The organism is Streptococcus sp. Marseille-Q3604 (assembly GCF_916619785.1).
Lineage (GTDB): Bacteria > Bacillota > Bacilli > Lactobacillales > Streptococcaceae > Streptococcus.
On sequence record NZ_CAKAKM010000001.1, the window covers coordinates 743,258 to 764,627 of the forward strand.

The window sequence follows — 21,370 nt, forward strand, 5'->3', positions numbered from 1 at the left end:
ACGAATAATCTTCGACCTATTCTTCATCTTTCTTACGTTTAGCAAGAAAGGCGAGACCTGTTGCAGTTGCCAAAGCACCAAATGCCATTGACAATGATGAGTTTTCCTCACCAGTCTTAGGAAGCGCTTGGCTACCACGTTTGTGCTTAGGATCTTTCACTTCAGAAGTTGATTCTGAGGCACTTGTTGAGGCAGAGGTTGAAAGACTTGCTGAAGTACTCAATGATGTTGAAATACTTGTTGAAGCACTTGTGCTTTCAGAGGCACTCAAGAATGCTGATGTAGAAGCTGACTCTGATACTGAAACGCTTGATGAAGCGGATTCTGAGACTGTGGCACTTGTTGAGACTGACTCAGACGTGCTGGCTGATTCTGAGACAGATACACTTGCACTTTGTAATTCGCTCAACGATAAAGACTCACTTGTTGATGCTGACTCTGACGTGCTGGCTGATACAGACTCTGATGTACTTACACTTTGTGATTCGCTCAACGATACTGACTCACTAGCTGAAATCGAAGCACTTACTGAGACTGACGTAGATACTGAAGCGGATACGCTTGTTGATGCTGACGCTGAGACTGAAGCAGATGTACTTGCTGATACAGACTCTGATGCACTTACACTTTGTGATTCGCTCAAGGATACAGACTCACTTGTAGAAATCGAAGCACTTACTGAGACTGATTGTGAGTCACTCAATGATGATGAAACGCTCGATGATGTTGATTTTGAGGCTGATGCACTTTCACTTTGCGACTCACTCAACGATACAGACTCACTAGCTGAAATCGAAGAACTTTCTGAAGCGGATGCGCTCGCTGACGCTGACTCAGATACAGAAACTGATGTGCTCGCTGATTCTGATGCAGAGACTGAGTTTGAAACAGACTGTGATTCTGAGATAGAGGTACTTGTTGATGCTGACTCAGACGTGCTGGCTGATTCTGACGCACCTACTGAGGCTGACGTAGATACTGAAGCGGATACGCTCGCTGATTCTAACGCTGAGACTGAAGCAGATGTGCTTGCTGATACAGACTCTGATGCACTTACACTTTGTGATTCGCTCAAGGATACTGACTCACTTGCTGAAGCAGATTCTGAGGCAGACACACTTACTGAAGTTGAAGCTGATGCAGACAACGACTCAGATACACTTGATGATGCTGAAAGACTTGCTGATGTAGAAGCCGACTCGGATTCTGAAGCGGATGTACTTGCTGATTCTGACACAGACTCACTTGCACTTTGTGATTCACTCAATAATGCTGAAACGCTTGATGATTCTGACGCTGAGACTAAAGCGGATGTACTTGCTGAAGCTGACTCTGATGCACTTGTTGAGGCTGAAAGACTTGCTGATGTACTCAATGAAGTTGAGATACTTGCTGAAGTGCTTGTGCTTTCAGAGGCACTCAAGAATACTGATGTAGATGCTGACTCGGATACTGAAACGCTTGATGAAGCGGATTCTGATGCAGATGCACTTGCACTTTGCGATTCGCTCAACGATACAGACTCACTTGTAGAAATCGAAGCACTTACTGAGGTTGACACAGACTGTGATTCTGAGACTGATTCACTTACAGAAGTTGATTCTGAGTTTGAAACGGATTCTGAGACAGAGACTGAGTTTGAAACAGACTGTGATTCTGATACAGACTCGGAATTAGAGACTAATTGTGATTCTGAGATTGAAGCACTTACTGATGTTGACTCTGAGTTTGAGACTGACTGTAATTCAGACACTGATGCACTCTCTGACACTGACCCAGAATTAGAAACTGATTGTGAGCCTGAAACAGATGCACTCAATGACGCCGACTCACTCAATGATGCTGAGTTAGATGTTGAAATCGATTCACTAGCTGAAATAAAGCTTGAAGCGGAGTTCGAAATAGACTCAACAGTTGAAATGATTGCAGAAATTGAAGAACTGAAGGCTTGAGACTGACTTTCAAATACAGAAGCACTCAAAGAGCTTGATGTACTCAATGATTCTGATTCAGAAGCTGAAACTGACGCACTTGTACTTCGAGATTCACTCAATGATGCTGACTCACTAGCTGAAATTGAAGCACTTTCTGAGGCTGATTCTGAGTTTGAGACTGATTGTGATTCGCTTACTGATGCACTTACTGATGCTGATTCTGAAGTTGAAACAGATTGTGATTCTGAAATGGATTCACTTACAGACACTGACTCTGAGTTTGAAGCAGACTGTGATTCTGAAACTGACGCACTTTCTGACTCTGACTCGGAAGTTGAGGCTGATTGTGATTCTGAAATGGATTCACTCTCTGAAGCGGATTCTGAAGTTGAAACAGACTGTGATTCTGAAATGGATTCACTTACTGACGATGACTCGGAAGTTGAAACAAACTGTGATTCCGAAACTGACTCACTTGCTGAAGCTGACTCGGAAGTTGAAACAGATTGTGACTCTGAAATTGAAGCACTTACTGAGGCTGAAGTTGAATTCGACTCTGATTGTGACTCAGAGATTGATTCGCTTACAGACGCGGATTCGGAAGTAGACAATGATTGTGATTCTGAAATCGACTCACTTGCAGATGCAGACTCGGAATTAGACAATGATTGCGATTCGCTTACTGATGCACTTTCTGAAGCTGACTCTGAGTTTGAAACGGATTGTGATTCTGAAACTGAAGCACTTGTTGAAGCTGATTCTGAATTTGAGGCAGATTGTGATTCTGAGATAGATTCACTTACTGACGCTGATTCTGAAGTTGAGGCAGATTGCGATTCCGAAACAGACGCACTGATTGACGCTGAGACTGAATTCGATTCGGATTGTGATGTCGATGTCGACTCGCTCTCTGATGCTGAAGCTGAGTTTGAAACAGACTGTGATTCAGAAACTGACGCACTCTCTGATGCTGATTCAGAATTAGACACTGATTGTGATTCTGAGATAGATTCACTTAATGACGCTGACTCGGAATTAGACACTGATTGTGATTCGCTTACTGATGCACTTGCTGATGCGGATTCTGAATTAGAGACAGACTGCGACTCTGAAATTGACGCACTTGCTGATGCGGATTCGGAAGTTGAGACAGATTGTGATTCTGAGATTGAAGCACTTACAGACGCTGACTCTGAAGTTGAAGCAGACTGTGATTCTGAAATTGACGCACTTACTGACGCTGATGCTGAGTTTGAAATTGATTGCGATTCGCTTACTGATTCACTCTCTGATACTGACTCTGAGTTTGATACTGATTGCGACTCAAACACTGATGCACTCTCTGAAGCGGATTCGGAAGTTGAGACAGACTGTGATTCAGAAACTGACGCACTTTCCGAAGTGGATTCGGAATTTGATACAGATTGTGACTCTGAAATTGATTCACTTATTGAGACTGATTCTGAGTTTGAGACAGACTGTGATTCTGAGATAGATTCACTTAATGACGCTGAAACTGAGTTAGACTCTGATTGTGACGCTGATGTCGACTCGCTCTCTGAGGCTGACTCGGAAGTTGAGACAGATTGTGATTCTGAAATTGATTCACTTACTGAGGCTGATTCTGAGTTGGAAACAGACTGTGAGACTGAAATTGATTCACTTACTGACGATGATTCTGAATTAGACTCTGATTGTGACGCTGATATCGATTCGCTCTCTGATGCTGACTCTGAGTTGGAAACAGACTGTGAGACTGAAATTGATTCACTTACTGACGATGATTCTGAATTAGACTCTGATTGTGATTCAGACACTGACGCACTCAATGATGCTGACCCAGAATTTGAAACAGACTGTGACTCTGAAATTGAAGCACTTACTGAGGATGACTCAGAATTGGATACTGATTGTGATGTCGAAGTTGATGCACTTTCTGAAGCTGACTCAGAATTGGATACTGATTGTGATGTCGAAGTTGATGCACTTTCTGAAGCTGACTCTGAGTTTGACTCTGATTGTGACGCTGATGTCGACTCGCTCTCTGAGGCCGACTCGGAATTAGAAACAGATTGTGATTCAGAGATTGAAGCACTTTCTGAAGATGATTCTGAGTTTGAGACAGACTGTGACTCTGAAACTGAAGCACTCTCTGAAGCGGACTCTGAGTTTGAGACAGATTGTGATTCAGACACTGATGCACTTGCTGAGGCTGACTCGGAATTTGAGGCAGATTGTGAGGCTGAAATTGATTCACTTACTGACGATGATTCTGAATTAGACACTGATTGTGATTCAGACACTGACGCACTCAATGATGCTGACCCAGAATTAGAAACTGATTGTGATTCGCTTACTGAAGCACTTTCTGACGATGACTCTGAGTTTGAAACCGATTGTGATTCTGAAATTGATTCACTCACTAAAGTAGAAACTGAGTTTGATTCTGATTGTGAAGCTGATGTTGATTCACTCTCTGAGGCTGACTCTGAGTTTGAGACTGACTGCGATTCAGATACTGACTCACTTGTTGAAGCTGACTCGGAAGTTGAAACAGACTGTGATTCTGAAATTGATTCACTTACTGACGATGAAACTGAGTTCGATTCAGACTGTGAAGCTGAAACTGATTCACTTACTGACGATGACTCGGAAGTTGAAACAGACTGTGACTCTGAAATTGAAGCACTTACTGAGGCTGAAGTTGAGTTTGACACTGATTGCGACTCAGAGATTGATTCGCTTACAGACGCGGATTCTGAAGTAGACAATGATTGTGATTCTGAAATCGACTCACTTGCAGATGCAGACTCGGAATTAGACAATGATTGTGATTCGCTTACTGATGCACTTTCTGAAGCGGACTCTGAGTTTGAAACGGATTGTGACTCAGATACTGAAGCACTCTCTGAAGCGGATTCAGAATTTGATACAGATTGTGATTCTGAAACAGACGCACTCTCTGAGGCTGACTCACTTTGTGAGACACTAGTCTTCAAAGACTCACTCAAGGAGCTTGAGATACTCTCTGACTTAACAGCACTCAAAGAAGCACTCGTTGAAGCGGATTGACTTTGCGAAACGCTGGTCTTCAAGGACTCACTCAAGGAACTTGAAACGCTCTCCGATTTCACGGCACTCAAAGATGTACTTGTTGAGGCTGATTGACTTTGCGAAACGCTGGTCTTCAAGGATTCACTCAAAGAACTTGAAACGCTCTCCGATTTCACGGCACTCAAAGATGTACTTGTTGAGGCTGATTGACTTTGCGAAACGCTAGTCTTCAAAGACTCACTCAAGGAACTTGAAATGCTCGCCGATTTCACGGCACTCAAAGATGCACTCGTTGAAGCTGACTCACTTTGTGAGACGCTGGTCTTCAAGGATTCACTCAAAGAACTTGAAACGCTCGCCGATTTCACGGCACTCAAAAAAGCACTTGTTGAGGCTGATTGACTTTGCGAAACGCTAGTCTTCAAGGACTCACTCAAGGAACTTGAAACACTCTCCGATTTCACGGCACTCAAAGATGTACTTGTTGAGGCTGATTGACTTTGCGAAACGCTAGTCTTCAAAGACTCACTCAAGGAACTTGAAATGCTCGCCGATTTCACGGCACTCAAAGATGCACTCGTTGAAGCTGACTCACTTTGTGAGACGCTGGTCTTCAAGGATTCACTCAAAGAACTTGAAACGCTCGCCGATTTCACGACACTCAAAGACGCACTCGTTGAAGCAGATTGGCTTTGTGATCTTGAAACACTCTGTTGAGCTGATAAACTCAAGGAACTTGAAACACTTTTTGAAGCAACCTTGCTCAATGAAAGGCTGGTCGACGCAGACTGCTTAGCGGACTCACTTCGACTTTGAGAAATCGATTCCTGCTTAGACTGACTGGCACTTTGCGACACTGACTGGCTGTGATCACTATCCGACAATTTCACCGTCACAACATTCGTCGTACTGTCTTTATAAGTAATCGTTACCGTTCCATCGCTATTAACCGTATAAGACTTAATACGGTTGGCAACCTCTGGATTCAAGACCGACACTGCCGCAATAATCTTGCTTTTATCTGCATCTGTTAAGGCAGTCAGGCTGGTCACCTGAATAGTGCTTGTCGGTGCCACACCCGGCGTACGATCTGCTAATCGCCCCTGAGCAATACGAATCTCACCCAAGCCATTTGGACGGTTCATATTTGATGCATTGTCGATAGCAGCAACATTACGTTGCCATGTGTTTCGGAAGGAATGGTAAAGATCATCTTTCAAATGAATGGTCGCTGTGATAGTTGCAGGATTGTCACTCGTTGCTGTGATATCTCCCGTAATCGGTGCAATATTACCTGTTCCATACTGGCTACTACCAAAGAAATTTCCGTTCAAGGCATTGTCATTCAAGTCGGCTCTTGCAACGACTTTCATTTCTTTAAGCTTGCCACTGTCATCTGTAGCCGTGAAAGTCAAAACAGCATCATCGCCTGCATAGATGGTATAGTTTTTCCCACCACCTTCGAGAGGCGTAGACTTAGGTTCCACACCATCGACAGTCAACTTGGCCGTCACTTCAGGACGCGTTCCGTCCGTTACAGCCACGGAATTGCTGGCATCTGAGTATACCGCATAATTATCATACATGATGCGAGCTTTGGCTGTTACACCACCTGTTTGTAACTTAACTGTCGGCGTCACAATCGCTTGACCCGAAGCATCTGCCACTGCTGTTCCCACTTCGTCGTCATTATTATATAGAACGACTGTAGAACCTGGCTCAGCTCCTGTCACCGTTACAGGTGTCTGCGTGTAAGCCTTGTCCAATAATCTCGTTTCAACCGTTGGTGCTGCAAGTCGCTTCACTGGAGCCGTCACATCATTTGTGGTGTTATCTTTATAAGTAATGGTCACCACACCAGATGCTGAAACCGAATAAGATTTAAAGTCCTTTGAAGTGGCAATATTTGGGTTAGCAGTCTTAAAGGCCTCCCAAACCTTATCTTTTTCGGCTTGAGCGAGATTACTTGTGTCATTAACATAAGTCCCCGTTGTCACCGCCGTAATCGGATTACGAATGCCATCATTTTGTGGCAAAACCTGAATACGAAGCGTACGTGTCACTGACTGCCTAGCCGTATTAGTCACTACAAAAGAAACATTATAAATTTTCCCAGGCGTTACGACCTCTGTCTGCCCAACAGTCCCCACAATATTAAAGGCGACTGCACTATTTTTCAATGCAGAGGTCTGAGGCACGTTGATGCCATTCACACGATCACTACCAGAAGCGTAGCCAATACTTTTAATACTATTTCGTGTAGGAATGGTTTCAACAACATTATAAGCCTGATTGATGTAGTCAGAGTTATAAACAGAAATCAAGGCATTGTTAGCCAGACCTAAATTATACTGGGGTGTACGGAGGTTGCTATTAGCATCAATGCGAGAACCATTACGAGGATCACGCTGACCAGATGTCGCACGAAGCACCGCATTGGCAAGACTATTTCTAGCCTGACGAGCCTGAGTTATCGTAGGAGACACATCACTATCACGATCAGCCAGACTGACACGAATGGCATCCAAAGCTTTATCTCCCTTGAGAATAGCAATATCCGTATTTGGCAAATCAACAGCTTGAGCTTTATAGGTATAAATGTCTAAGGCTAAATCTTTGAGACGCTTTTCTTGTCCTAAACGCTCAGCATCAGCCACAACCGAGGCAGCTAGCAGCCCAGTCGCCGTATCAGATAATTTGAGATTCGTTTGCACTTCAGATGTCAAGGAAGCGTTTAACAAGGTTGACTCTGAGCTGACGAGGGACATCCCTACTTTAGTGTCGCTACTACTATCACTCTTGCTAACTGACTGAACAGATGTACTTGTACTATGCTCTGATGATTTTTCAGCTGCGCTCTCTGACAGACTATGTGAAGAGGAATCCATCTGACTTACTGATTCCGACTTAGAAGCTAATGAAGCTGACAAGGAAGCAGAAAGCGAGGCACTCAATGACAAGGATGTCGATTTTGAAGCTAATTCAGAAGCAGACACCGATTGGCTGCGTGATAAAGACTCACTCAAAGAAGCCTCCGAAGTCTGACTTGACGCAGTTTCAGATGACACTTGACTATTTACTTGACTCTCTTGAACACTGGACACAGACTCCATATTTCCAAGAACAACGGAATCAGATGCAGCCAAGAGATCAATCTTAGCTCCTGCTTCACTTTCCAAAATCGACTGATCAGTCATTTCATCCGCATGAGCTACTTGAGTCACAACAGAACCACCTAACAAGGCCCCCGTTGCAAGCACTCCCTTAAGCACTGTCTGACCTGAAAAAGCAGGTGCATCCACCTCTACCTGATGGGCAGCAACAGACGGTGTATCCACACCCCCTCTAAGCACCTTGAAAAGACCAAAATTCGACGTCGCCGCACGAAGCCAGTGCTTCCCTGACTTAACCAATTTAAAGCGTGTCACACGATCGGTTTCACGATATTGACCTTCATTCCTTCTAAAAAACATATATACTCCATTTATTTTTGATTAAAACACTCCTTTAAATTTTATCATAAAATTAAGCAAAAAATCTCATTTCGAGATTGCTTTCTAGCGATTAATCCTTTCTTTCATATCTCTAAAAATACGATAATAATGGTAACCCTAAGACTTATTAAAACTATTTGTATTTTTAGAATATCAGACTAAAAAAATCCCCTACCAATTAGGAAATCACTCTAATCGATAGGGGATATTTGATTATCTTGCTAAAAGATAATGATTAAACTTACTAAGACTTAGAAGTCTTCACTTTCTTCTTCATCTTTCTTACGTTTAGCAAGAAAGGCGAGACCTGTTGCAGTTGCCAAAGCACCAAATGCCATTGACAATGATGAGTTTTCCTCACCAGTCTTAGGAAGCGCTTGGCTACCACGTTTGTGCTTAGGATCTTTCACTTCAGAAGTTGATTCTGAGGCACTCAATGAGGCAGACACTGAAGCGCTTGTTGAGGCAGAGGTTGAAAGACTTGCTGAAGTACTCAATGATGTTGAAGCACTTGTGCTTTCAGAGGCACTCAAGAATGCTGATGTAGAAGCTGACTCTGATACAGAAACTGATGTACTTGCTGATTCAGAGGCACTCGCTGAGGCAGACACTGAAGCTGATTCAGATACGCTTACTGATTCTGATACAGAGACTGAAGCGGATGTACTTGCTGACGCTGACTCTGATGCAGATGTGCTTACTGAGACTGACGCAGAGACAGAAACTGATGTGCTTGCTGACGCCGACTCTGAGACTGAAGCGGATGTACTTGCTGACGCTGACTCTGATACAGAAGCGGATGCGCTCGCTGACGCTGAAGCAGATTCAGATGCGCTTACTGATTCTGATGCAGATACAGAAACTGATGTGCTTGCTGACGCTGATTCTGATGCAGATGCTGACTCAGATGCGCTCGCTGATTCTGAGGCAGACACTGAAGCGGATGCGCTCGCTGACGCTGACGCAGAGGCTGATGCAGATTCAGATGCGCTTACTGATTCTGAGACAGAGACTGAAGCGGATGCGCTTGATGACTCAGATACTGAAACTGATGCACTCGCTGAGTCTGACGCAGAGACTGATGCAGATGTGCTTACTGACTCTGAAGCGGATGCACTTGCTGAGTCTGACGCAGAGACTGATGCAGATGTGCTTACTGACTCTGAAGCGGATGCACTTGCTGAGTCTGATGCGCTCGCTGAGACTGACTCAGATACTGAAACGGATGTGCTTGCTGATTCTGATGCAGAGACTGAAGCGGATGCGCTTGTTGAGACTGACGCAGAGGCTGATGCAGATGTGCTTACTGAGACTGACGCAGAGACAGAAACTGATGTGCTTGCTGACGCCGACTCTGATACTGAAGCGGATGCGCTCGCTGACGCTGACGCAGAGGCTGATGAAGATTCAGATGCGCTTACTGATTCTGAGACAGAGACTGAAGCGGATGCGCTCGCTGATTCAGAGGCAGACACTGAAGCTGATTCAGAGGCAGAGACTGAAGCTGATGTGCTTGCTGATTCTGATGCTGATGCTGAAGCTGACTCAGATACTGAAACGGATGTGCTTACTGATTCTGATGCAGATACTGAAGCGGATGTGCTTGCTGATTCTGATGCAGAGACTGAAGCTGATGTGCTTGCTGATTCTGATGCAGATGCTGACTCAGATGCACTTGCTGATTCTGATGCAGATGCTGAAGCTGACTCAGATGCAGATGTGCTTGCTGAGGCTGACGCAGAGACTGATGCAGATACGCTTGATGATTCTGACTCTGATACAGAAACTGATGTGCTTGCTGACGCTGACTCTGATACAGAAACTGATGTGCTCACTGACGCTGACTCTGATACAGAAACTGATGTGCTCGCTGATTCTGATGCAGAGACACTCGCTGAGGCTGACTCTGAAAGTGAGTTGGAAACAGACTGTGATTCTGAGATAGAGGCACTTGTTGATGCAGACTCAGAATTTGAAACTGATTGTGATTCTGAAACTGAAGCACTTACTGATGTACTTTCAGAATTAGATACTGATTGTGAACCTGAAACAGATGCACTCAATGACGCCGACTCACTCAATGATGCTGAGTTAGATGTTGAAATTGATTCACTAGCTGAAATGAAGCTTGAAGCCGAGTTCGAAATAGACTCAACAGTTGAAATGATTGTAGAAATTGAAGCACTGAAGGCTTGAGACTGGCTTTCAAATACAGAAGCACTCAATGAGCTTGACGTACTCAATGATGCTGACTCTGAAGCAGACACTGATGTACTTGCACTTTGCGATTCACTTAATGATGCAGACTCACTAGCTGAAATTGAAGCACTTACTGATGCTGACTCTGACGTTGAAGCGGATTGTGATTCTGAGACAGAAGCACTTTCTGACGCTGATTCTGAGTTAGACACTGATTGTGATTCGCTTACTGATGCACTCTCTGACGCTGATTCTGAGTTTGAAACAGACTGTGATTCTGAAACTGACGCACTTTCTGACGCTGATTCTGAGTTTGAGACAGACTGTGATTCTGAAATTGATTCACTTACTGAGGCTGATTCTGAATTAGACACTGATTGTGATTCAGAAACTGACGCACTTTCTGACGCTGATTCTGAGTTTGAGACAGACTGTGATTCTGAAATTGATTCACTTACTGACGCTGATTCTGAATTAGACACTGATTGTGATTCTGAAACTGACGCACTCTCTGATGTTGATTCTGAGTTAGACACTGATTGTGATTCTGAAACTGATTCACTTACTGATGCTGACTCGGAATTAGACACTGATTGTGATTCTGAAACTGACGCACTTACTGACGCTGACTCTGAGTTTGAAACAGACTGTGATTCAGAAACTGATGCACTTTCTGAGGCTGATTCTGAGTTTGAAACAGACTGTGATTCAGAAACTGATGCACTTTCTGAGGCTGACTCTGAGTTAGATACTGATTGTGATTCTGAAATTGATTCACTTACTGACGCTGATTCTGAATTTGATACAGACTGTGATTCAGAAACTGACGCACTCTCTGATGCTGACTCGAAGTTTGAAGCAGACTGTGATTCTGAAACTGACGCACTTTCTGATGCTGACTCTGAATTAGATACAGATTGCGATTCTGATACAGAAGCACTTTCTGATGCTGATTCAGAATTAGACACTGATTGTGATTCGCTTACTGATGCACTTACTGATGCTGATTCTGAGTTTGAGACAGACTGTGATTCTGAAATAGATTCACTTACTGACGCTGATTCTGAATTTGAGACAGACTGTGATTCTGAAACTGATGCACTCTCTGATGCTGACTCGGAATTAGACACTGATTGTGATTCTGAAACTGATGCACTTTCTGAAGCTGAAACTGAGTTTGATTCGGATTGTGAAGCTGACGTCGATTCACTTTCTGAAGTTGAAACTGAGTTTGACTCGGATTGTGATGCTGATGTTGATTCACTTTCTGAAGCTGAAACTGAATTCGATTCGGATTGTGAAGCTGACGTTGACTCACTCTCTGAGGTAGAAACTGAATTTGACTCGGATTGTGATGTCGACGTTGATTCACTCTCTGAAGTTGAAACTGAGTTTGACTCGGATTGCGATGCTGACGTTGATTCACTTTCTGAAGTAGAAACTGAGTTTGATTCGGATTGTGACGCTGACGTTGACTCACTCTCTGAGGTTGAAACTGAATTTGATTCTGATTGTGACGCTGACGTTGATTCACTCACTAAAGTAGAAACTGAGTTTGATTCGGATTGTGAAGCTGATGTTGATTCACTCTCTGAGGCTGACTCTGAGTTTGAGACTGACTGCGATTCAGATACTGACTCACTCTCTGAAGCTGACTCGTAATTTGAGATTGATTGAGAGATCGATGTTGAGGCACTTTCAGATGCTGATGTTGAGTTCGATTCAGACTGTGATGTTGATGTTGACGCACTTTCTGAAGCTGAGACTGAATTTGACTCCAACTGTGATGTTGATGTTGATGCACTTTCAGATGCTGAAATTGAGTTTGACTCAGACTGAGATGTTGACGTTGATGCACTCTCTGAAGCAGAGACTGAATTTGACTCCAACTGTGATGCGCTCACTGAAGCACTTGTTGAGGCACTTTCAAGAAGACTTTCTGAAATACTCTCTGAAAGGGATGCTGATGCTTCCTCTGATTGAGAAAGAGAAGATGAGACAACCTCTGACTCAGATGCTGAAACTGATGCAGATTCTACCTTACTTGTTGATACAGATTGAGACTCTACTGTTGAAGCACTTTCTACGATGCTTTGAGATGTACTTAAAGATGCACTCGTTGTATCAGCTTCAGACTCTGACTCGATAACCTGACTACCATTAAAGAAATTAACGCTAATATTATCAGTCTTACCTGCATAAGGTGAGAATGTGAAGGATGTGTCATCACCAGTGATTTTAGCAGTCCAAGTCGATGTTAAACCATAACTTTTCTTGGCCTGAGTACCATTCATTTGGAACCCATTTCCCCAATTGTAAGCATTATTACCTAGAGACACCACTGGTGTAGTATTCGCGCTAGGATTTGCAACTTGATTACCATTTACATCTGTAATATAAGTTGTTACACTTGTCGGAGCACTAAGTCCTTTACCTAATGTAAACATCGTTTTATCTGATGATGCTGTATTATAGATAGAATATCCAGGACTCATCTTCGAAATATTCCCAAGGGTTGATGTTGCAGGATTAACATAGGAAACAGTGTAGACAAAATTCAGATTTGTCCCGTCATTTGTCACTTTCAATGTATAGTAAATTGGAACATTATAGTTTGAGTCTGTTCCAGTTCCTGTATACACCTTAGTTTCACCAGTCGCTAGGTTAAGGTTTGAAGTGATAGCTGGTGTGCCATTCACTGTAGAGTTCCCATTGAAACCAGCATTTGTCAGCTTGGTCATCATGTTATCGACGGCATTACCAAGACGCTCACGCTGTTCTGCGTAAGCTGCGTTTGTTGCTGATGCCGCGATCAATGTCGTTGACTTAGTGACTTCTTCTTGAACGGTTGTAATAGCCGTTTGAATTTCAGCCTTAGCAGCTGTGTCTGTCAATTTTGCTTGGTAGTTTTTAGCAATATTAACAAGTAATTCTGCTTCTGAAACGTTTTGGTCCAAAACAGATTTTTCATCATCTTGGCTTGCAGTTTCTGAAGCAACTGAGCTTGTTGAAGTTGCTGAATCAGAAGCTGATTCAGAATTTGAACCACTTGTGCTTTCAGTTTGTGACTGGCTATCAGAAGTTGAGTACTCCTTGCTGAGTGATGCAGATTCAGAGATAGCTTGTGACAATTCAGCAGAAATTGATTGAGACACAGATTGTGATACTGAAACTGATGCTTCTGTGCTTGCTTGAGCATCTACTGATGAGCTTGTAGACTCTTGGCTTGTTGATGCTACTGCTGAAGTTTCAGAAGCTGGTGCTGCACTCAATACCACTGACTCAGAGTTTACTGCCACATCTTGATTAGCAGTTACTTGACTTTCCAAAGCCGGAGTCGTCGTTTCTTCCGCTTGAGCAGTGTAAGTAGCTACTGCTCCTCCAGCCACTGCACCTGCCGCCGCAATCCCTTTAAGTAGAGCTTGTCCTGAGAGAACTGGTGTTTTCTCCTCGACACTCTGTGCTGAAACTGACGGTGCATCCGCACCCCCCTTAACAACCTTGAAAAGTCCAAAGTTAGATGTCGCAGCACGAAGCCATTGCTTACCTGATTTAATCAATTTAAAACGAGTCACGCGATCAGTTTCGCGATATTCCCTTCGTTCCTTCTAAAAAACATATCTACTCCATTCTTGTTTTATGAATTAAAACTCACCGATAAATTTTATCATAAAATTCTTGTAAGCTCTAATATAAACTATTATTTCCCTCAAAAAAGATTGCAAACGCTTTATGCTGTATAAATACTAAAAATGCTCATTTCATAGCATTTTTACCCACCTTACATTTTGCAAAACAAAACTTAAAGTTGTCTTAAAATTCAAAGTCTACTTCTTCCACATCTAAGATTTTAGCTTACTAAACTAAGCCTTTACTCTCTAATACTAAGCCTAAATGAGACTTAGACTAACATTTAAGACACCCTCTCTCATTTTCAAACACGACAAAAAGACACATCCCTTATCGGAATGTGTCTTTTTTAGAACGAAGCTAATCGGCTTATTCTTACTTAAGAGTAGTTAGTTTTTATTAGGACTAGTCACTCATAAGTTTTAGGGGTAAGTCGAAGGAATATTATTCCTCAGTTTTTTTGCGTTTTGCCGCAAGAGCCAATCCAGATGCAGTTGCAAGCAATCCAAGAGCTGCTGTAGCTGCTACGTTAGACTCTTCACCAGTGTTTGGCAATTGTGCCATTTCTTGTGCAGGTTTAACTGGAGTAGCTTTAGCTGGAGCTTTAGGAGCTGGATCAACTGGTTTACCTGGAGTTGGTTGTTCAGGTTTACCTGGAGTTGGTGTTACTGGTTTTTCTGGAGTTGTATCGACAAGTTTGTAAACGTAAGTTACGTTCTTATCACCTTCGATAACTTTACCAGTTACTGGGTCAGTTGTTGTCAAGTGACCATCACCATCTACAGAACCTACTGGGTAGTTACCTTGTGGTACCAATTCGTAAACTTTACCATCAGCAGTAACAATTGTCTTAGGACGGTTATCGATTACTGTATCGTAATCTTTACCTACAGGTTGACCAAATTCATCTGTTACAGATTGTTTGATAGTGTTACCATTTTCATCTACATAGTGAACGTAAACATTACCCTTAGGTTGTGCTGGTTGTTCTTTAAGTTTGTAGATGTAAGTAACATCTTTACGTCCTTCGATAACTTTACCTGTTGTAGCGTCTGATGACTCAAGGTGACCTTGTCCATCAACTTTACCTACAGTGTAGTTACCTGCTGGTACCAATTCGTAAACTTTACCATCAGTTGTTGTGATAGTCTTAGGACGATTGTCTACTACTGTATCGTAGTCTTTATCGACTGGTTGATCTTTTTCATCAACAACTGAAGTCTTGATTGTGTTACCTTCAGTGTCTTTATAGTGAACGTGAACGTCACCTTTCACTTCTTTGTAGACGTAAGTGATGATTGAACGTGGTTTTTCAACTTTACCTTTAGTTGGGTCAGATGATTCAAGGTGTCCATCGCCATCAACTTTACCTACTGGATAGTCACCTTTCGGTACGATCTTGTATGTCTTACCGTCTGGAGTCTTGATTGTCTTAGGTTTTTCACCTTCCTCAGTTGTGTTATATGGAGTATCATATGGTGAGTTTGGTGTGTCTTGACGAGGTTTCTTGATTTCTTTACCTTTTTCGTCTACGTAAGTGATGATTACGTCACCTTCTTTAGGTTTCGTTGGATCTTCTTTAAGTTTGTAGACGTAAGTTACGTTCTTGTCGCCTTCAACAACTTTACCTGTTGTAGCATCATCACCATTCCAGTGACCTTGTTCGTCAACTTTACCTACTGGGTAGTTACCAGCTGGTACCAATTCGTATGTCTTACCTTGGAATTCGATTTCTTTTGGACGGTTGTCAATAACTGTGTCATAGTCTTTATCAACTGGTTGATCTTTTTCATCAGTGACATCGTCTTTAATCTTGTTACCATTGACATCAACATAGTGAACGTAAACATTACCCTTCACTTCTTTGTAGACGTAAGTGATGATTGAACGTGGTTTTTCAACTTTACCTTTAGTTGGGTCAGATGATTCAAGGTGTCCATCGCCATCAACTTTACCTACTGGATAGTCACCTTTCGGTACGATCTTGTATGTCTTACCGTCTGGAGTCTTGATTGTCTTAGGTTTTTCACCTTCCTCAGTTGTGTTATATGGAGTATCATATGGTGAGTTTGGTGTGTCTTGACGAGGTTTCTTGATTTCTTTACCTTTTTCGTCTACGTAAGTGATGATTACGTCACCTTCTTTAGGTTTCGTTGGATCTTCTTTAAGTTTGTAGACGTAAGTTACGTTCTTGTCGCCTTCAACAACTTTACCTGTTGTAGCATCATCACCATTCCAGTGACCTTGTTCGTCAACTTTACCTACTGGGTAGTTACCAGCTGGTACCAATTCGTATGTCTTACCTTGGAATTCGATTTCTTTTGGACGGTTGTCAATAACTGTGTCATAGTCTTTATCAACTGGTTGATCTTTTTCATCAGTGACATCGTCTTTAATCTTATTACCATTGACATCAACATAGTGTACGTAGACATTACCTTTCACTTCTTTATAAACGTAAGTGATTGTTGATTTAGGTTTATCAACTTTACCTTTAATTGGATCAGATGATTCAAGGTGTCCGTCACCGTCAACTTTACCTACTGGGTAGTCACCTTTTGGTACGATCTTGTATGTCTTACCATCTGGAGTCTTGATTGTGTTAGGTTTTTCACCTTCCTCAGTTGTGTTATATGGAGTGTCATATGGTGAGTTTGGTGTATCTTGACGTGGTTTTTGGATTTCTTTACCATCATTCTCACGGATGTAAGTGATGATTACTTCACCAACTTTAGGAGTTTCACTTTCTGACATTGATTCAGAAATTGAAGCTGAAGTTGATTCAGAGCTTGAAAGTGATTCTGAAACTGAAGTTGAAGTTGATGTAGATTCTGAAAGGCTAGCAGATGCTGAGTAAGATTCAGAAGCTGATACTGATTCAGATACAGAAGTTGATTCTGAAGAGCTTGCTGATTCTGATGCAGATACTGAAGCTGATGCACTTGCTGATTCTGATGCACTTGCTGATTCTGATGCACTTGCTGACTCTGATGCGCTTGCTGATTCTGATGCAGATACTGAAGCTGATGCACTTGCTGATTCTGATGCAGATGCTGACTCAGATGCGCTTGCTGATTCTGATGCAGACGCTGACTCAGAAGAAGATGTTGATTCAGATTCTGAGTTATTTGTAACAATTGAAGTTGACTCAGAGAGTGAAAGTGAAACTGAGATAGATTCTGAAGTTGAAACTGACTCAGATGCACTTGCTGATTCTGATGCAGATGCTGAAGCTGATGTGCTTGCTGATTCTGACGCAGATGCTGACTCAGATGCGCTTGCTGATTCTGATGCAGATACTGAAGCTGATGTGCTTGCTGATTCTGACGCAGATGCTGAAGCTGACTCTGATGCACTTGCTGATTCTGATGCAGATACTGAAGCTGATGTGCTTGCTGATTCTGATGCAGATGCTGACTCTGATGCACTTACTGATTCTGATGCAGATGCTGATTCAGATGCGCTTGCTGATTCTGATGCAGATACTGAAGCTGATGTGCTTGCTGACTCTGATGCAGATGCTGACTCTGATGCACTTACTGATTCTGATGCAGATGCTGACTCAGACGCTGAAGCTGAAGCTGACTCTGATGCAGACGCTGATTCTGACGCAGATGTTGATGCTGACTCAGACGCTGAAGCTGAAGCTGACTCTGATGCAGATGCTGATCCTGACGCAGATGTTGATGCTGACTCAGACGCAGACGCTGAAGCAGATTCTTGAGCAGATGTTGATACTGACTCTGATGCAGACGCTGAAGCTGACTCTTGAGCTGATGTAGAAGCAGATGCTGATTGTGACTCAGATACACTTGCTGATTCAATTTCTGATTGACTCAATGATGCAGATGCTGATTCTGATGCAGACGCTGACGCTGATGTTGTATCAGATTCTGATTGAGATTCTGACTTAGATACTACTTCTGATTCAGATTGTGACACAGATTGTGACTTAGAAACAGCCTCTGATTGTGATACAGATTGCGATTTAGACACTACTTCTGATTCTGATTGTGACACAGATTGTGACTTAGAAACGGCCTCTGATTGTGATACAGATTGTGATTTAGACGCTACTTCTGATTCTGATTGTGACACAGATTGTGACTTAGAAACGGCCTCTGATTGTGATACAGATTGTGACTTAGACACTACTTCTGATTCTGATACAGATTGTGACTTAGACGCAACTTCTGATTCTGATGAAGATTGTGATTTAGACACTACTTCTGACTCGGATTGCGAGTTTGAAGCAGAGTTTGAGAATGATTGTGATTGAGATGCAGACTCAGAATCACCCATTTTCTCAAAGTAATAGTTCACATCAGTTGATGGTTTAATCGCAGTAGGAATTGAGAAGTTGTTAGAGAATGATGAATAACCCTTCAAATTAGAGTATACTTTACCATTTGGTGCTGTTGGGTCATTCGCAACAGATCCTTCTGCTTGGATTTCTGGAACTTTACCAGCAATGACGTTGTAACTGTTATTACCAGCTCCGGCAGGTGTCAATGATGTGCTTGGAGCACCTTTGAATGGACGTGGATAAGTATGTAGAGTTCCGTCCATTTGTTTATAAGTATCTGTCTCAGTAGGAGATGACCAACCAGTAATAATGAGTGATTTGCTTCCAGCAGTTTCGTTGACTTCAAGATAGTAATCACCATTTTTACTGTTTACTTTTGTAACTTTTGTCTCGTCAGCCTTCCACTCTTCACCAGCCTTATTAACTTTACTTGTGTAGATGAGTGTGTACTTAGATACATCTTCAGTACCAATATCAGATGTAGCAAAATTGTTCACTTGAGATGGATCAAGGGCATAGAATTTCGTTACAGTCGAACCATTTGTATCCACGATTTCAGAAATACGTTTCACATAGTAGTGGTTGGCTCCACCTTGAAGTTCGACCAGTTTTTGACCGACAACACCCTTACCAAGGATACCAGATGTTTTTTGAGTAGAATCTGTTGTAGCAGCTACATGCTTGTAACCAGGGATATCACGGTTGTTTGAAGCTGTAAATTGTTGTCCTGCAAGACCTGTTTGTGTGTAGCTTGCAAGATCTGTTTCATTTCCAGTAGGCTTGTATAGTTGACCTGGAGTAGAGTTACCTTGGATAAGCTTATAGTGAGTTGTTTGATCAACTGTTGCATAAGGAACAGAAGTTTGAACGTTTTGTTTGTCTTCGTTTTCATTACCTGGGTAGTTTGTATCACGAATTTGAAGTGTTTCATACTCAAGGTTCGCATTTACCAATGAGAAGGTAACGTTTCCTGGATCAGTGCCGTTAGCACCTGTATAAGTCAAAGTGTTGGTTACATCAGAGTTGTTGTTGGTGATGTAGCTTGGAAGTGAGATATTGCTTTCACCCGCTTTGATTGTACGTGTGTAAACTTCTGAACCATCAGACTTCTTAACAATACGCAAGTAAACATCTGGGTTAGCTGAAAGGCTACCAGTGATTGCAGAACGGTCTACTGAAAGAGTAGCATAGTAATCAAAGTTTGTTTTAGCCCCAGTAGTGTGGTTTGTCTTAAGGAATTGCCATACACCGAAAGTGAAACGATCAGCGTTTGGATCCAAAGCATAGCCAGACTTGTTAAAGGCTGTATCTTCGATTGTTGCACCGTTCGCATCTGTAATAACTGGAATTGTCGTTCCATTAGTACTTGTTGAGATTGGTGACAACTGTGCAGTAACTGCTGCAACACCGTTAACTACTGAGTTACCTGTGAAGCCGTTGTCAGTGATCTTAGTCATCATGTTGTCAACAGCGTTACCAAGGCGCTCACGTTGTTCTGCGTAAGCAGCGTTTGTTGCTGATGCAGCAAGCAATGTTGTTGATTTAGCAACTTCTTCTTGAACTGTTGTGATAGCAGTTTGGATTTCAGCTTTAGCAGCTGTATCAGTCAACTTAGCTTGGTAATCTTTAGCAATACCTACAAGCAATTCTGCTTCTGAAACGTTTTGATCCAAGATAGTTTTTTCATCTTCTTGAGTAGCTGTTTCTGATGCAGTTGCAGCTGTTGAAGTTGCTGATTCTGAAGCTGAAGATGATTCTGAGTTTGAACCACTGTTGCTTTCAGTGTGTGATTGGCTTTCAGATGTTGAGTTCACTTTGCTAAGTGATACAGATTCTGAGATAGCTTGTGACAATTCTGCTGATACAGATTGTGATACTGAAACTGAAGCATCTGTGCTTGCTTGAGCGTCAACTGAAGAGCTTGTAGACTCTTGGCTTGTTGATGCTACTGCTGGAGCTTCTGAAGCTACTGTTTCAGATACTGGAGCAGCGCTCAATACAGCCGCCTCAGAGTTTGCCAATACGTCATGGTTTGTAGTTGCTTGGCTTTCCAAAGCTGGTGCAGTTGTTTCTTCGGCTTGAGCAGTGTAAGTTGCTACTGCGCCACCTGCCACAGCACCTGCTGCTGCAATCCCTTTAAGAAGAGTTGTACCTGAAAGAAGAGAAGATTTTTCTTCTACATTTTGAACTGATACTGACGGAGCATCTGCACCACCTTTAACAACTTTGAAAAGTCCAAAGTTAGATGTTGCAGCACGAAGCCAGTTTTTACCCGATTTGATAAGTTTGAAGCGAGTCACGCGATCTGTTTCGCGGAATTCACCTTCGTTACGTCTAAAAAACATATTTACCTCCTAAAAAATATGAGTTATTTCCTAATCTGGAAATTACATTTTATAATATAACACAAGTTGACTAAAAATTGTTCTTTTTTATCTCATTTTCTTCAAAAAAATGTAAGGTTTTCGCAATTCTGAATTTTCTGATTACTATAAACAATTACTCTTATTTTTATGTGCAAACGGTTGAACACCCCTATTTTATGCTATTTGTTTCTATTATTCTCATTTTTAAGCTGACTATCGTTCGGTTTAAAATTATCCAACAATTCCATTTTTGATAAATTGTCACACAATTACAATCAATTATTTTAGGCGAATTCTTTACATCTGTTAGGCTATTGTTGACTATTTTTTAACATTAATCCTAATTAGAGACAGGTCTTCCTTAAATCCTTAAGTCTAAAGTGAAAA

At 42.2% G+C, this 21,370-nt stretch carries 3 protein-coding genes; all 3 read right to left on the bottom strand.

Annotation, left to right across the window (positions count from 1 at the left end):
* Nucleotides 1–16: 16 nt before the first annotated feature.
* The gene (locus LG375_RS03230) at nt 17–8,461 is read right to left on the bottom strand and encodes an accessory Sec-dependent serine-rich glycoprotein adhesin (protein ID WP_225745277.1); all 8,445 of its coding nucleotides are present in this window, start codon (nt 8,459–8,461) and stop codon (nt 17–19) included.
* Nucleotides 8,462–8,733: 272 nt separating this feature from the next.
* Nucleotides 8,734–14,256, bottom strand: a complete 5,523-nt coding sequence (locus tag LG375_RS03235; RefSeq protein ID WP_225745278.1) for an accessory Sec-dependent serine-rich glycoprotein adhesin — start codon at nt 14,254–14,256, stop codon at nt 8,734–8,736.
* A 499-nt stretch (nt 14,257–14,755) separates the two neighbouring features.
* Nucleotides 14,756–20,962 carry an accessory Sec-dependent serine-rich glycoprotein adhesin gene (locus LG375_RS10525; protein WP_263974075.1) on the bottom strand — a complete coding sequence of 2,069 codons (6,207 nt, stop codon included), beginning with the start codon at nt 20,960–20,962 and terminating at the stop codon, nt 14,756–14,758.
* Between the last annotated feature and the right edge of the window lie 408 nt (nt 20,963–21,370).

What these genes read in the sequence shown, in the direction of transcription:
- LG375_RS03230 (WP_225745277.1), bottom strand. Translation starts at nt 8,461, where the DNA reads ATGTTTTTTAGAAGGAATGAAGGTCAATATCGTGAAACCGATCGTGTG.
- LG375_RS10525 (WP_263974075.1), bottom strand. Translation starts at nt 20,962, where the DNA reads ATGTTTTTTAGACGTAACGAAGGTGAATTCCGCGAAACAGATCGCGTG.